Source organism: Belnapia sp. AC561, assembly GCF_979252845.1.
Genome location: NZ_CEEDBP010000045.1, coordinates 1 through 14,299, shown reverse-complemented (window position 1 = coordinate 14,299; position 14,299 = coordinate 1). Strand labels below are relative to the sequence as shown.

12 protein-coding genes are annotated in these 14,299 nt (G+C 69.8%); 7 read left to right on the top strand and 5 right to left on the bottom strand.

Going from position 1 to position 14,299, the window contains the following annotated elements; all coding sequences use genetic code 11:
- Window positions 1–5: 5 nt before the first annotated feature.
- From AC0IW9_RS26145 to AC0IW9_RS26130, 4 genes are read left to right on the top strand one after another with little or no spacing between them, the layout of a single operon-like run.
- Complete coding sequence (locus tag AC0IW9_RS26145) at window positions 6–1,013, top strand: ABC transporter permease (RefSeq protein ID WP_471651233.1); 1,008 nt, start codon at window positions 6–8, stop codon at window positions 1,011–1,013.
- A complete protein-coding gene (locus AC0IW9_RS26140) occupies window positions 1,010–1,858 on the top strand; it encodes an ABC transporter permease (RefSeq protein WP_471651232.1) in 849 nt (282 codons plus the stop codon). Before AC0IW9_RS26145 ends, AC0IW9_RS26140 begins: the two co-directional genes overlap by 4 nt.
- Complete coding sequence (locus AC0IW9_RS26135; protein ID WP_471651231.1) at window positions 1,855–2,820, top strand: ABC transporter ATP-binding protein; 966 nt, start codon at window positions 1,855–1,857, stop codon at window positions 2,818–2,820. Before AC0IW9_RS26140 ends, AC0IW9_RS26135 begins: the two co-directional genes overlap by 4 nt.
- The gene (locus AC0IW9_RS26130; protein ID WP_471651230.1) at window positions 2,817–3,845 is read left to right on the top strand and encodes an oligopeptide/dipeptide ABC transporter ATP-binding protein; all 1,029 of its coding nucleotides are present in this window, start codon (window positions 2,817–2,819) and stop codon (window positions 3,843–3,845) included. Before AC0IW9_RS26135 ends, AC0IW9_RS26130 begins: the two co-directional genes overlap by 4 nt.
- Before the next feature lie 7 nt (window positions 3,846–3,852).
- Here AC0IW9_RS26130 and AC0IW9_RS26125 read toward each other — a convergent pair whose 3' ends face one another.
- The 5 genes from AC0IW9_RS26125 to AC0IW9_RS26105 all read right to left on the bottom strand — a co-directional run bounded on the left by AC0IW9_RS26125 (window position 3,853) and on the right by AC0IW9_RS26105 (window position 9,964).
- Entirely contained in the window at window positions 3,853–4,743 is an 891-nt protein-coding gene (locus AC0IW9_RS26125) for a CobW family GTP-binding protein (RefSeq protein WP_471651229.1), read from the bottom strand.
- Entirely contained in the window at window positions 4,740–6,368 is a 1,629-nt protein-coding gene (locus AC0IW9_RS26120; protein WP_471651228.1) for an amidohydrolase, read from the bottom strand. Before AC0IW9_RS26120 ends, AC0IW9_RS26125 begins: the two co-directional genes overlap by 4 nt.
- Window positions 6,369–6,421: 53 nt before the next feature.
- Window positions 6,422–7,519 (bottom strand): TRAP transporter substrate-binding protein, encoded by a 1,098-nt coding sequence (locus AC0IW9_RS26115; RefSeq protein ID WP_471651227.1) that lies wholly within the window; start codon window positions 7,517–7,519, stop codon window positions 6,422–6,424.
- A gap of 148 nt (window positions 7,520–7,667) precedes the next feature.
- Window positions 7,668–8,900, bottom strand: coding sequence for a bifunctional glutamate N-acetyltransferase/amino-acid acetyltransferase ArgJ (argJ, locus tag AC0IW9_RS26110; protein ID WP_471651226.1), 1,233 nt, complete (start codon window positions 8,898–8,900; stop codon window positions 7,668–7,670).
- A 116-nt stretch (window positions 8,901–9,016) separates the two neighbouring features.
- Entirely contained in the window at window positions 9,017–9,964 is a 948-nt protein-coding gene (locus AC0IW9_RS26105) for a peptidylprolyl isomerase (RefSeq protein WP_471651225.1), read from the bottom strand.
- Between the two features lie 268 nt (window positions 9,965–10,232).
- On the opposite strand from AC0IW9_RS26105, the gene secA reads away from it, so the two are divergent.
- The 3 genes from secA (at window position 10,233) to AC0IW9_RS26090 (ending at window position 14,159) form a co-directional block, all read left to right on the top strand.
- Complete coding sequence (secA, locus tag AC0IW9_RS26100) at window positions 10,233–12,959, top strand: preprotein translocase subunit SecA (RefSeq protein ID WP_471651224.1); 2,727 nt, start codon at window positions 10,233–10,235, stop codon at window positions 12,957–12,959.
- 235 nt (window positions 12,960–13,194) lie between these two features.
- Window positions 13,195–13,425 (top strand): hypothetical protein, encoded by a 231-nt coding sequence (locus tag AC0IW9_RS26095; RefSeq protein WP_471651223.1) that lies wholly within the window; start codon window positions 13,195–13,197, stop codon window positions 13,423–13,425.
- A gap of 44 nt (window positions 13,426–13,469) precedes the next feature.
- Window positions 13,470–14,159, top strand: coding sequence for an RluA family pseudouridine synthase (locus tag AC0IW9_RS26090; protein ID WP_471651222.1), 690 nt, complete (start codon window positions 13,470–13,472; stop codon window positions 14,157–14,159).
- Window positions 14,160–14,299 lie beyond the last annotated feature (140 nt).

The following is a 14,299-nucleotide window of genomic DNA, read 5'->3' as shown; positions in this document are numbered from 1 at the left end:
CCCGCATGCGCGGCGTGCTGTTCCGGCTGGCGGGGTCGCTGCCGGCGCTGGTGGCGGTGGTCATCGTCACCTTCATCCTCACCCGCGTCCTGCCGGGGGATACCGCGACCTATTTCGCCGGGCCCACGGCGAGTGCGGAATCGATCGCCCAGATCCGCACCGCGCTGGGCCTCGACCGGCCGCTGCCGGAGCAGTTCTGGAGCTATGTCGTCGCGCTGTTCCATGGCGACCTCGGCATGTCGCTGACCACCGGGCAGCCGGTGCTGGTGGATATCCTGGCGCGGCTGCCGGCCTCGGCGGAGCTGACGCTCTGCGGGCTGATGCTGGCAATGAGCATCGCCATCCCGCTCGGCATCCTCGCCGCGGTGAAGCAGGGCTCGCTGGCGGATCATGCCTGCCGGGTGATCGTCACCGCCGGGGTCTCGCTGCCGGTCTTCTTCACCGGGCTGCTGCTGGTCTATGTCTTCTACTTCCTGCTCGGCTGGTCGCCGGCGCCGCTGGGGCGGCTGGATGCCTTTGCCAGCGCACCGCCGACGGTGACGGGCTTCTATCTGATCGATGCGGCGCTGGCCGGGGATTGGGAGACCTGGCGCAGTGCCCTGGCGCAGCTCGTGCTGCCGGCGGCGACGCTCGGGCTGTTTGCCCTGGCGCCGATCGCCCGCATCACCCGGGCCTCCATGCTGGCGGTGCTGGGGGCGGAGTTCATCCGCACGGCGCGGGCCTCCGGCCTCGCGTCCAATACGGTCATCCTGACCTATGCCCTGCGCAATGCGCTGCTGCCGGTGGTGACGACCTTGGGCATGGTCTTCTCCTTCCTGCTTGGGGCCAATGTGCTGGTGGAGAAGGTCTTCGCCTGGCCGGGGATCGGCAGCTATGCGGTGGAGGCGCTGATCGCCTCGGACGGGGCACCGGTGCAGGGCTTCGTGCTGACCATGGCGATTTTGTACGTCGCGCTGAACCTGACCATCGATCTGGTGAACCGGGCACTCGACCCGCGGGCGCGGCAGGCATGAGCACGGCTGCGATCCGGCATGCGCGGCATGTGGTCTCGGAGAATCCGGTCACCGGCTTCGCGCTGGGGCTGTTCGTCTTCTTCGTCGCAGCGGCGCTGCTGGGGCCGAGCCTGGCGCCCCATGATCCGTTGGCCAGCAATACCATGCTGGCCCTGCAGCCGCCGAGCGCGCAGCACTGGTTCGGCACCGACCAGATCGGCCGGGACATCTTCTCCCGTGTGCTGGTGGCGACGCGGCTCGATCTCGGCATCGCCGCGGCCTCCGTCGCGCTGGTCTTTGCCGCAGGGGGATTCGCCGGGCTTGCCTCCGGCTTCTTCGGCGGCTGGGTGGATCAGGTGATCGGCCGGATCGCCGATACCATCATGGCCTTTCCCTTGTTCGTGCTGGCGATGGCGATCGTCGCGGCGCTGGGCAATACCGTGCCGAATATCGTGCTGGCGACGGCTATCATCAACTTCCCGCTGTATGTGCGGGTGGCGCGGGCGGAGACGGTGCAGCGGCGGGAGGCAGGCTTCGTCGATGCCGCGCGCATCGCCGGGCACCGGGACATGGGCGTGCTGCTGCTGCAGGTGGCGCCGAACATCCTGCCGATCATGGTGGTGCAGATGTCGCTGACCATGGGCTATGCGATCCTCAATGCCGCCGGCCTGTCCTTCATCGGCCTCGGCGTGCGGGCGCCGACGCCGGAATGGGGAATCATGGTGGCGGAGGGCGCGAGCTTCATCGTCTCCGGCGAGTGGTGGGTGGCGCTGTTTCCGGGGGCGACGCTGATGGTCGCGGTCTTCTGCTTCAACCTGCTGGGCGACGGCGTGCGGGACATCGTCGATCCGAGGCGGCGGACGTGAGCGCGGTTCTCGAGGTCAGCGACTTCTCGGTCGAATTCCGCACGCGGTCCGGCATCGTCAAGGCGCTGGACCGCGTCGCCTTCAAGGTCGGGCGGGGCGAGACCATGGCGCTGGTGGGTGAGTCCGGATCGGGGAAATCCGTCACCGCCTATGCGCTGCTGGGGCTGCTGGATGCGGCCGGGCGGGTCACCGGCGGCCGGGCCTCGCTGGAAGGGACGGAGCTGACCACCGCCTCGCCGTCCGCCTTGGCGGCCATCCGCGGCAAACGGGCTTCGATGATCTTCCAGAATCCGCGGGCGGCGCTGAACCCGATTCGGCCGATCGGCAAGCAGATCGCCGATGTGGTGCGCCGCCATGCCGGCCTGTCCCGCCGGGATGCGGCGGCGCGGGCCATCGAGATGCTGCGGGAGGTGGGCATTCCCGATCCGGTCCGACGTGCCAGCGCCTATCCCTTCGAGCTTTCGGGCGGGATGTGCCAGCGGGTGATGATCGCCATCGCGGTGGCGACGCGGCCGGCGCTGCTGATCGCGGATGAGCCGACCACCGGGCTCGATGTCACCACCCAGGCGGTGGTGATGGATATCGTGGCGAAGCTGGCGGGCGAGACGGGCATGGCCACCATCCTGATCACCCATGACCTGGCCCTGGCGGCGGAGCGGAGCGGCCGGATCGCGGTGATGCATGCCGGGCATATCGTGGAGGATGCGCCGACGCGGGAGCTGCTGGCTTCCCCGCGGCATCCCTATACGCAGCGGCTGCTGGCGGCGACGCCGACCGCGGCGGGGGACCTGGCGGATCTGCGCTCCATCCCCGGCAACCTGCCGGACCTGCGCCGGCCGGACCTGCCGCCCTGCCGCTTCGCCGCCCGCTGCTCGCAGCATCTGGCGGCCTGCGAGGCGCCGATGGTCTGGCGGGACATCGCGGCGGGACACCGTATCGCCTGCTGGAACCCGGCGGCATGAGCGGCCAGGTCGGCAACGACCCGACCCCGCGTGGGGCCGAGGGGCGCTGGCTGCTGGATGTGGCGGAGCTGTCGAAGCGCTTCCCGCTCGGGCGGCGGAAGCTGTTCGGCAATGCGGCGCCGTCGATGGTGCATGCGGTGGACGATGTCTCCTTCACCCTGGCGCGGGGCGAAACCCTGGGGCTGGTCGGGGAATCAGGCTGCGGCAAGTCGACGCTGGTCCGACTGATCACCCGGCTGACCGACCCGACCACCGGGTCCATCCGCTTCGGCAACCGGGAGCTTTCGGCGCTGCCGGCCAAGGCTTTCGCCCGCGACCCCGACCGGGCGCGCATCCAGGTCGTCTTCCAGGATGCCGGCGAGAGCATCAACCCGCGCTTCACCGCGGCGGATGCGATCGCCGATCCGCTGAAGCAGTTGCTCGGCCTGTCCGGCGCGGCGCTGCGGGAGAAGGTGGAGGAGGCGGCGACGCTCTGCGGGCTGCCGCTGGCGCTGCTGGACCGGTTTCCGCATCAGCTTTCGGGCGGGCAGCGTGCCCGCGTCGGCATCGCCCGGGCGATCGGGCCGCGGCCGGACCTGCTGGTGCTGGATGAGCCGACGGCGGCGCTCGACGTCTCGGTGCAGGTCACCATCCTGCAACTGCTGGTCTCGCTGCGGGAGACGCTGGGCATTTCCTATGTCTTCGTCAGCCACGACCTGAACGTGGTGCGGCTGCTGTGCGACCGGGTGGTGGTCATGTACCTCGGCCGCATCGTCGAGGTGGGGCCGGCGCGGGCGGTCTTCGATGCGCCGCTGCATCCCTATACGCGGGGCCTGGTGGCGGCGGTGCCGCGGCTGGATGGGGTGCGGGCGGATGCGCTGCGCCTCGCCGGCGACCCGAAGAGCCCGATCGACCCGGACCCGAATGCCTGCCGCTTCCATGGCCGCTGCCCCTCGGGCACCGACCGCTGCGGGGTGGAGATGCCGAAGCTGCGGCGTTTCGCGGGGGGGCGGGAGGCGGCCTGCCATTACGCGGCGGCGGACTGAGGGCGGCTCAGCGGCGTTCCAGGCCCAGCCCAGCTAGGGCCTCGGCGGCGTCCCAGACCGTGTCGTCGCCGATCAGCACCAGGGCTTCCTCGACCGGCGCGTCGCAGGCGGTGATGGCGAGGCGGCGGCCGACGCGCTGGACCAGGGCGGGGCGGCCATCCAGGCACAGCAGGCCCTTGGCACGGAGGACGCCCTCGGGCAGGGCATCGAGTGCCAGGCGCAGCGTGGCGGTGGCCAGTGGGCGCGAGGGGTGCAGGGTCACGGTGGCGAAGGCCGTGCCATGGCCGCTGGGCCGGGGGCCGGCCTGGGCGTGATGCCCGAGGGCGATGGCCAGGGGCAGGTCGGCACCTTCGACGATGGCGGCCTGCGGGGCCAGGGCGCGCAGCGTGGCGAGGACGGGACCGGCGGGGGCCAGGTCGGTCTTGGTGAGGACAAGCAGGTCCGCGGCGCGAAGCTGGCGGTGCAGGGTATCGCCCAGGCGAGGATCGGCGAGGCGGGCCGGGAGGCTCTCGGCATCGGCCAGGACGAGGACACCGGCGAGGGTGAGATCGGGATCCAGCAGCGCGATCTGGGCGATGGCGCCCGGGTTGGCGACGCCGCTGGCCTCGACCAGGATATGGTCGGGGGTGGGCCGGTGGCGGAGCATGGCCTCGATTCCGGCGGCGAAGTCATCGCCGATGGCGCAGCAGATGCAGCCATTGGTCAGCGCGATGGTGTCGCCGGTGCTGCTTTCGATCAGCGCGGCATCGATGGCGATGCTGCCGAAGTCGTTCACCAGCACCGCCAGGCGCAGGCCGGCGGCTTGGCGCAGCAGGGCATTCACCAGCGTGGTCTTGCCGGCGCCGAGGAAGCCGCCGACGACGGTGAAGGGGATCGGCTCGCCGGTATTGATCCTCATGCGGTATGCGGGATGCCGCCGACGACGGTGCCCTTTACCGGCACGTCCTTCAGCGCCTCCGGCGCCACCGCTTCCGGGTCCTGGCCGAGGACGCAGAAATCGGCGCGCTTGCCGACCTCGATGCTGCCGATCTCGCCATCCAGCTTCAAGGTATAGGCGGCGCCGAGGGTGATGGCGCGCAGCGCGGCGGCGACGGGGATGCGTTCCGCCGGCCCCAGCACCCGGCCGGCGGCGGTGATGCGGTTGACGGCGCACCAGGCGGTGAAGAGCGGCGCCATGGGCGTCACCGGCGCGTCCGAATGCATGGCCAGGGCAACGCCCTCGCGCAGGGCGGTGGCGCAGGCATCGAGCCGTCGCGCCTTGTCCGGACCCATGGTCCGGGCGGCATGTTCCTCGCCCCAGTAGTAGACGTGGTTGGCGAAGAGATTGGCGCAGATGCCGAGCTTGGCCATGCGGCGGAATTGCGAGGCATCGGCCATCTGGCAGTGCTGCAGCGTGTGGCGATGGTCCCAGCGCGGGCTGCGGGCGAGCGCGGCCTCGACCGCCTCGATGGCGACCTCGCTGGCCTCGTCGCCATTGGTGTGGATGTGGCATTGCAGGCCGGCGGCGTGATAGGCGTGCAGGGTCTCGGCCAGCTCGTCCGGGCCGATGTTCCAGATGCCGTTGGGCTGGCCGCCGATATAGCCGGGCCATTTCAGCCGGCCGGAAAAGCCCTGGATCGAGCCATCGGTCATCAGCTTCACCAGGCCGAAGCGCAGCCGGTCGTTGTTCCGGGCGCGAAGCCGGGCGATCTTGGCGATGCCCTCCGCCGCGGTCAGGCCCTGGGCGTTCAATGCCGGCAGCAGGCGGAGGGGAAAGCTTTCCTCCCGCGTCGCGGCGATATAGGCGGCGACCACGGGATCGGGCAGGTCGGTGAAGAGGTCGGTCGCGGTGGTGACGCCGACGCGGCAGGCGAGCCGGGCGAAACGGTGCAGGCTGTCACCCTGCGCCATGATGCCGTGCTGCGGATTGCCGACCGCCTTGAAGGCCATGTACTTGGCCGCCATTTCGCGCAGCTCGCCGGTGGCGCGGCCGCCCGCGTCGCGCAGCACGCCGTCGATATTGGCGTTGGCCAGGCCGCTGCGTTCCAGCACCGGCGTATTGACGTTCATGACATGGCCGTTCGAGTGCAGCAGCACCACCGGGCGGGTCGCGGAGACGCGGTCGAGGTCGGCGGTGGTGACGCGGGTCTCGCCGAAATAGATCGGGTCGAAGCCCCAGGCAAAGAGCGTCTCGCCGGGTGGCAGTATCCGCTCGGCCTCGGCCAGGCGGGCGACGGTCGCCTCGATGCTGTCGCAGCCGGGCCAGCGGCGGCCCTCGGGGTCGTGGCGGTCGAAGTAGCCGGCATAGGCGAAGGTCCAGACGCCGCCTTCCCAGGCATGGCTGTGGCCTTCCACCAGGCCGGGCATCAGGACGCTGTCGGCGTAGCGGTCGTCGGTGGCGGCGGGGCCCCAGGCGCTGGTTTCCGCCGTGCCGCCGACCGCGAGAATGCGGCCGTCGCGCACCGCGACATGGGTGGCGCTTGGGCAGGACGGATCCATGGTGATGATGCGCCGGGCGCGATAGACCGTGATGGGTGATGCCATGGATGCCGCCTCCGTCCGGGCGGCATCCTCGGTCAGCGCGGCCGCTGGCGCAATCAGCGGCGCAGGCGGCGGATCTGGTAGCTGTCGAAGGTGTATTCCGACAGTTGCAGCCACTGGTAGGCATCCTGGCGGAAGGCCGCCATCTCGCGGAAGATCTCGCCATAGACGGGGTCGGCGCGGGAGTATTCCTCGTGCATCTTCTGCGTCTCGTCGTAGCAGACATCGAGCACGGATTGCGGGAAGGGCCGGAGCTGCGCCCCGCCGGCGACCAGCCGCCGCAGCGCCGGCGGGTTCAGCGCATCGTAGCGGGCGAGGCCGAGCGAGGTGGTCGCCGCCGCCGCGGTCTGGATGATGCTGCGGAAGGCCGGCGGCAGTTCCTCATACTTCTGCTTGTTGACGAAGAGGGAGAGGATGCCGGTGCCCTCCCACCAGCCCGGGTAGTAGTAGTAGGGCGCGACCTTGTAGAGGCCGAGCTTCTCGTCGTCGTAGGGGCCGATCCATTCGGCGGCGTCGATGGTGCCGCGTTCGAGCGACGGATAGATGTCGCCGGCGGCGATCTGCTGCGGAATGGCGCCGAGCCGCTGGAAGACCTGGCCGGCCAGGCCGCCGATGCGGAATTTCAGGCCCTTGAGGTCCTCGGGCAACTTGATTTCCTTGCGGAACCAGCCGCCCATCTGCGCCCCGGTGCTGATCAGCGGGAAGCAGAGCACGTTGTGCTTCTCATACAGCAGGCGGTTCAGCTTCTCGTTGCCGCCCATCTCGTACAGCCAGGCCATCTGCTGGCGGCTGTTCAGGCCGAACAGCAGCACGGTGGCGAACATGAACGCCGGGTCGATGCCGACCGAGTAGGAGGAGGCGGTGAAGCAGCTTTCGACCGAACCCTTCGAGGTGGCATCGCGGGCGTCGAGGGCCGGGACGATCTCGCCGGGGGAGAAGACGCGGATGGTGAAGTCGCCGTCGGTCGCCTCGCTGACCATCCTGGCGAAGCCGGTGGCGGCGCCCCAGAGGGTATCCAGCGCGCGGGGGAAGCTGGAGGTGAGGCGCCAGGTGACCTTGCGGCTGGCCTGGGCCAGGGCGGGGCTGGCCAAAGGGGAAGCAAGCCCGAGCGCAGCCGCGGGGGCACCGGCCTTGAGCAGATGTCTTCGATCCATGGGTTCCGTCCCTTCGATGCCGGACGGCTTGCCGCGTCCGTGCAACGAGAGGCTAGCCCGTGCGGACCGGCGGGGGCCACCCCTTGGGGCGGGACGGACCGCGGTGGCGGGAACCGGACCGGCGACGGGAGTGCCGCCAGTCGGATGCTCAGCTCCGGTAGCTGCCGTTGATATCGATGTAGCCGTGGGTCAGGTCGCAGGTCCAGACCCGCGCCTTGCCGCGGCCGAGGCCGATGTCGACGGTGATCTCGACCTCGCGGCCCTTCATATGCGCGACCACCGGGGTCTCGTCATAGCCCGGGACGACGCTGCCTTCCTGCGCCATCCAGGTGCCGCCGACGGCGATGCCGAGCTTGTCGCGGTCCGCCGGCTCTCCGGCCTTGCCCACCGCCATGACGATGCGGCCCCAATTGGCGTCCTCGCCGGCGATCGCCGTCTTCACCAGGGGTGAATTGGCGATGCACATTGCGATCCGGTGCGCCGACTTGGCGCTGACCGCGCCGGTGACGTTGATCTCGATGAGCTTCTGGGCGCCCTCGCCGTCGCGGGCCACCTGCAGCGCCAGGTCCAGCAGCAGCTCGTCCAGGGCGCGGGCGAAGTCCTTGAGGATGGCGCCGCCCTCGGCCGGGACGCGCGGGTGCTTGGCGGCGCCGGTGGCGAAGAGGATGACGCTGTCGCTGGTCGAGGTGTCGCTGTCGACGGTGATGCAGTTGAACGACTTGGCCGAGCCCTTGGAGAGCAGCGCCTGGAGGGCGCCGGCCGGGATCTTCGCATCGGTCGCCAGGAAGGACAGCATGGTCGCCATGTCGGGGGCGATCATGCCGCTGCCCTTGGCGATGCCGGCGATGGTGACGGTGGCGTCGCCGATGGTGGCGGTCCGGACGCAGGCCTTGGGGAAGGTATCCGTGGTCATGATGCCGCGGGCGGCCTCATCCCAGCGGGCCGGGGTCAGGGCCTTGTGCAGGGCCGGCAGGGCGGCGGTCAGGCGCTCATGCGGCATGGTCTCGCCGATGACGCCGGTGCTGGCGAGGAAGACCTCGTTGGCCTTGCAGCCGACCAGGGCGGCGGCGGCCTCGGCGGTCGCCTTGGTCGCCTCGCGCCCGGCCTTGCCGGTGAAGACATTGGCATTGCCGGCATTCACCACCAGCGCCCGGGCCTTGCCCTTCTTCAGCGCGGCCCGGCACCAGTCGACCGGGGCGCCGGGGCATTTGTTCTGGGTGAAGACCCCGGCGACGGTGGTGCCGGGGATGAACTCCATCATCGTCAGGTCGGCGCGACCCTTGTATCGGATGCCCGCCTCGGTCACGCCGAGGGTGACGCCGGCGATCGGCGGCACTTCCGGCATCGGCTGGGCGAGGGGCGAGACGGGCAATCCGGCCATGGGTCAGGCTTTCCTGAGCGTGACCGACCGAGGCGGAATCGCCGAAGGCCGTGAATCACGTGACAAAACGAGACGCTAGACCCTGTTCGGCGCCCTTGTCAGCGCCGAACCAAGGTTTAGCGGCGCTGGGGTTGCGGGACCGGCCGGCTGGCCGGGGGCGTCGCCGGCGGTGCGGCGTTGTCGAGCATCGAGGGGGCGGGCTGGTCCAGCCGTTCCACCTTGGCGGCGGTGCGGACGCGGGTCACCACGACCTCCACCTGCTCCTCCAGCATCTTCTGGCGAAGCTGCTGGCGGCTTTCCTCGAAGTTCGGGACTGGGGCGGAGCGGCGTTCCTCCACCTTGATGATGTGCCAGCCGAAGGGGCTGCGGACCGGGGCGGCGCTCACCTGGCCGGGGCGGAGGGCGAAGGCCGCCTCGGCGAATTCGGGGACCATGTCGCCGCGCTTGAAGAAGCCGAGGTCGCCGCCGTCGCGGGAGCCGGGATCCTTGGAGCGGCGCTTGGCGACCTCGGCGAAATCGGCGCCGCCGGTGACCTCGGCCAGCGCGGCCTTGGCCTCGGCCTCGGTCGGGACCAGGATGTGGCGGGCGTGGACCTCCTCCTCGCCCTGGCGGCGGCCGGCTTCCTGGTCGTAGCGGGCGCGCAGCGCGGCGTCGGTGACGGCGGCATTCACTTCCCGCGTCAGGTAGGCCTGCTGCAGTTCCTGGTCGGCGGCGCGGCGGATCCGGCGCTGGATCTCGGCATCCTGGTCCAGGCCGGCGGTCCTGGCGGCGGCGGTCAGGACGCGCTCGGTGACGGTGCGGTCGACCAGCTGCCGGGCGATCTCGGGCGGCAGCATCTGCAGCAGCATGGGGCCGGGCATGCCGCGCATCTCCGACGGCAGCACGTCCTGGGCGGTGGCCAGGACATCGGAAAGGCGGACCGGCTCCCCATCCACCCGGGCGAGGATGGGGTCCTCCCCCGTCACCTGCGGCTGGGCTGGTGGGGTCTGCGCCGGAACGGTCTGGGCCTCGGCCCCGAACGGAAGCAGCAGGAGGGCGGCGAGCAGCGCGGGACGAAAGGACATGCGGGCGGGGGGCTCCGGGACGGGGCCGGACAATGCCGGATGCGGGAGGGGCCGACAAGCAGCGAGGCGCCTCGGGAGCGGGTGGCCGAGGCCCGGCGTTGACCTGGGGGCGGGGCTTGCCTATCTGTGCGGCTGCGGCAGGTTCGCGCGACAATGCCACCCTCAGCCTTGGGCCCTGGGCATCGCCTTCGCCCTGGTCGCCCTTGGTACCATGATTGCCGAGGCACGCGCGCGGCCCCCCGCGCAATCCCGGAGAAGCCAGGTTCGCATGTTCGCCCGCATCGCCCGCGCCGTGTTCGGCACTGCCAATGACCGTGCGCTGAAGCGCCTCCAGGCCCGGGTGCCGGAGGTGAATGCCTTCGAGCCTGCGCTGGCCGCCCTGCCCGATGAGGCCCTGCAGGCCAAGACGGTGGAGTTCCGGGCGAAGCTCGCCGCCGGCACCGCGCTTGACGCGATCATGCCCGAGGCCTTCGCGGTGGTGCGGGAGGCCGCCCGGCGGGTGCTCGGCCTGAGGCACTTCGATGTGCAGCTGGTCGGCGGCATGGTGCTGAACGAGGGCAAGATCGCCGAAATGAAGACCGGCGAGGGCAAGACCCTGGTGGCGACGCTGCCGGTCTACCTCAATGCCCTGTCCGGCCGCGGCGTCCATGTCGTGACGGTGAACGACTACCTGGCCAAGCGCGACAGCGAGTGGATGGGGCGGCTCTATCGCTTCCTCGGCCTGACCACCGGCGTGATCGTGCACGGTCTGACCGACGAGGAGCGGCGCGAGGCCTATGCCGCCGACGTGACCTACGGCACCAACAACGAATTCGGCTTCGACTACCTGCGCGACAACATGAAGTACCGGCTGGAGGAGATGGTCCAGCGCGACTTCAACTACGCGATCGTCGACGAGGTCGACAGCATCCTGATCGACGAGGCGCGGACGCCGCTGATCATCAGCGGCCCTTCCGAAGACAGCTCCGACCTCTATCGCCGGGTCGACGAGGTCGTGAAGGTGCTGGTCGAGGACAAGGGCACCTACGACAAGGATGAGAAGCAGCGCACCGCCAACCTGACCGAGGATGGCTCCGAGCGCGTCGAGGAGATGCTGCGCGAGGCGAAGCTGCTGGAGGAAGGCAACCTCTACGACTTCCACAACGTGACGCTGGTGCACCACGTCAACCAGTCGCTGCGGGCGCATGCGCTGTTTGCCCGGGATGTCGACTACATCACCCGCGACGACAAGGTGGTGATCATCGACGAGTTCACCGGCCGCATGATGGAGGGCCGGCGCTATTCCGATGGCCTGCACCAGGCGCTGGAGGCCAAGGAACACGTCACCGTCCAGCCCGAGAACCAGACGCTGGCGAGCATCACCTTCCAGAATTACTTCCGGCTCTATCCCAAGCTGTCCGGCATGACCGGCACGGCCTCGACCGAGGCGGACGAGTTCGCCGAGATCTACAAGCTGGAAGTGGTCGAGATCCCGACCAATGTCCCGGTCTCCCGCAAGGACAGCGACGACGAGGTTTATCGCTCGGCCGCCGAGAAATACGATGCGGTCATCGTGCTGATCGACGAGGCGCGCAAGCGCGGCCAGCCCTGCCTGGTCGGCACCACCAGCATCGAGAAGTCGGAACTGATCGCCAGCCTGCTGAAGGCGCGCGGCGTGCCGCATAGCGTGCTGAACGCGCGCTACCATGAGCAGGAGGCGACGATCATCGCCCAGGCCGGGCGGCCCGGTTCGGTGACCATCGCCACCAACATGGCCGGGCGGGGGACCGACATCCAGCTCGGCGGCAATGCCGAGATGCTGGCGCGGCAGGAGACCGGCACCGGCGAGGGCCCGGAATTCGAGGCGGCGCTGGCCCGGCACAAGGCCGAGGTCGAGGAAGGCAAGGCCAAGGCCAAGGCCGCCGGCGGGCTTTTCGTCATCGGCACCGAGCGGCACGAGAGCCGGCGCATCGACAACCAGCTCCGCGGCCGGTCCGGCCGGCAGGGCGACCCGGGCGCCAGCCACTTCTTCCTGAGCCTGGAAGACGACCTGATGCGGATCTTCGGCAGCGACCGCATGGGCGGGATGCTGCAGAAGCTCGGCCTGAAGCCGGGGGAGGCGATCGTCCACCCCTGGATCAACAAGGCCCTGGAGAAGGCGCAGAAGAAGGTCGAGGCGCGGAACTTCGACACCCGCAAGAACCTGCTGAAATACGACGACGTCATGAACGACCAGCGGAAGGAGGTCTATGCCCAGCGGCGGACCTTCATGAACGCGCCGGACGTGGCGGAGACGGTCGCCGAGATGCGGCGCGAGAGCATCGAGGATCTCGTCAACAAGGCGATCCCGGAGAATGCCTATCCCGAGCAATGGGACGTGGCCGGGCTCGAGGAGAAGGTGCGCGAACAGCTCGGGCTCGAGTTGCCGGTCGTCGCCTGGGCCAAGGAAGAGGGCATCGACGAGACCGCGGTGCGGGAGCGGATCGAGGCCGCGGCCGAGCAGCATTTTGCCGCCAAGTCGGCGAATATCGGCCCCGATTTTATGCGCATGGTCGAGAAGTCCCTGCTGCTGCAGATCTTCGACCAGGTGTGGAAGGAGCACCTGCTGTCGCTGGACCATCTGCGCCAGGGCATCGGCTTGCGGGCCTATGGCCAGCGGGACCCGCTGAACGAGTACAAGTCCGAGGCCTTCGGCCTGTTCAACACCATGCTGGCCGATCTGCGGGAGCGGGTGACGAGCGTGCTGATGCGGATCGAGCTGCGGCCGGACACCCCGCCGCCCTCGCCGGAGCCGGTGCGGGTGTTGGATATGCGTCACCCGCAGCCGGTGGGTGAGCTGGAGATGGCGGGCGGGGAGGGCTACGAGCCGGCACCGATGGCCTCGCCGCAGGCGGCACCGCGCAAGGTCGAGGGCGTGGACCCGGCCGACCCGGCAACCTGGTATCGCACTCCGCGCAATGCCGCCTGCCCCTGCGGCAGCGGCAAGAAGTACAAGCACTGTCACGGGCGGGTTTGATTTCAGTTTCAAGCTGATTAAGCGTAACGAAAGCATTGTAGAGGTTGCGCTGCCGGATGCAGTGGGAACCTCATGATGTTGCAATGCCTCTCAGCCGCGCCGCGGCCCTGTTTGGGCTGGTTGTGGATCCCGCTCTTTCGGCTTCTGCGGGGCAGGCCGCCGTCGCAAGTGGCGATTGTGAGGCGATGCTGGCCAATTCTATCGACCGCGCTTCACCACCGGCAGCTATGCCTGGATGGGCGCTGAGCATATGTGGGACTGCTACAGTCAATTCGTGATCGCGGGCGGGCCGATCTGTGCCGCGAAGCTGGCTTTCGGCGAAGCGGGCGTGGCGACGCGGGATGCCGAAACCGCCTGCCGCGCCGAGGCCCTGCAGCATTTCCGTGCCGAAGTGGCCCGGCGCAAGCCCGGTCTGTCCGTCATCGCCGGGATCATGGGCCTGGATGACATCGTGGAGCCGGTCTGAGACTGCCCAAGCGGGGCAGGCGAGGGTAGCCTGCGGCCTTCACCTTGGAAGATGCCGCCATCGCCCTCGATCCAGACCGCTTCGATCCGGTTGCCCGGTTGCTGCATCGGGATGAGGCGGTCCTGATCCTCGACAAGCCGGCCGGCTTGGCCGTGCATGCCGGGCCGCGTGGCGGGCCATCCCTGGAGGATTGGCTGCCGCGGCTGGCTTTCGGCAAGAAGCGGCTGCCGCAGCCGGCGCATCGGCTGGACATGGATACTGCGGGTTGTCTGGTGCTGGGGCGCACCAAGCCGGCACTGGCGACGCTCGGCGGACTCTTCGCCTCGGGGCGGGCGGCCAAGACCTATTGGGCCGTGGTGCGCGACGGGCCGGATCGCGAATCCGGCGAAGTCTCAGCCCCTCTGATCAAGCGCAGCACGGCCAGGGATGGTTGGTGGATGGCGGTGGATCCGGCGGGGCAGGCGGCGGTGACCGGTTGGCGCGTGCTCGGCCGGGTGCCAGGGCTGGCCTGGGTGGAATTGCGGCCGCGAACCGGACGGACGCATCAGATCCGGGTGCATTGCGCCCATCTCGGCTGCCCGATCCTGGGCGATGCCCGTTATGGCGGCGGGGAGGGACGGATGCATCTGCTGGCCCAAGCCATCACCCTGCCGCTGGACCCGCCGGTCGGCGCCATCGCCCCACCGCCGCCGCATATGCGGGAGGCGCTGGCGGCCTGCGGCTGGCGGCCGTGATTCCCCTGATTGTCCTGCTGTTGCTGGCCAGTCCGGTAGCGGCGCAACGCAGCGGCTGCGGCATGGGGATGGGGCTGGACGCCTTGCGCACGGCAGAGCGGGCCCTGCGGGATGGGGCGGGCGGCCAAGACCTATTGGGC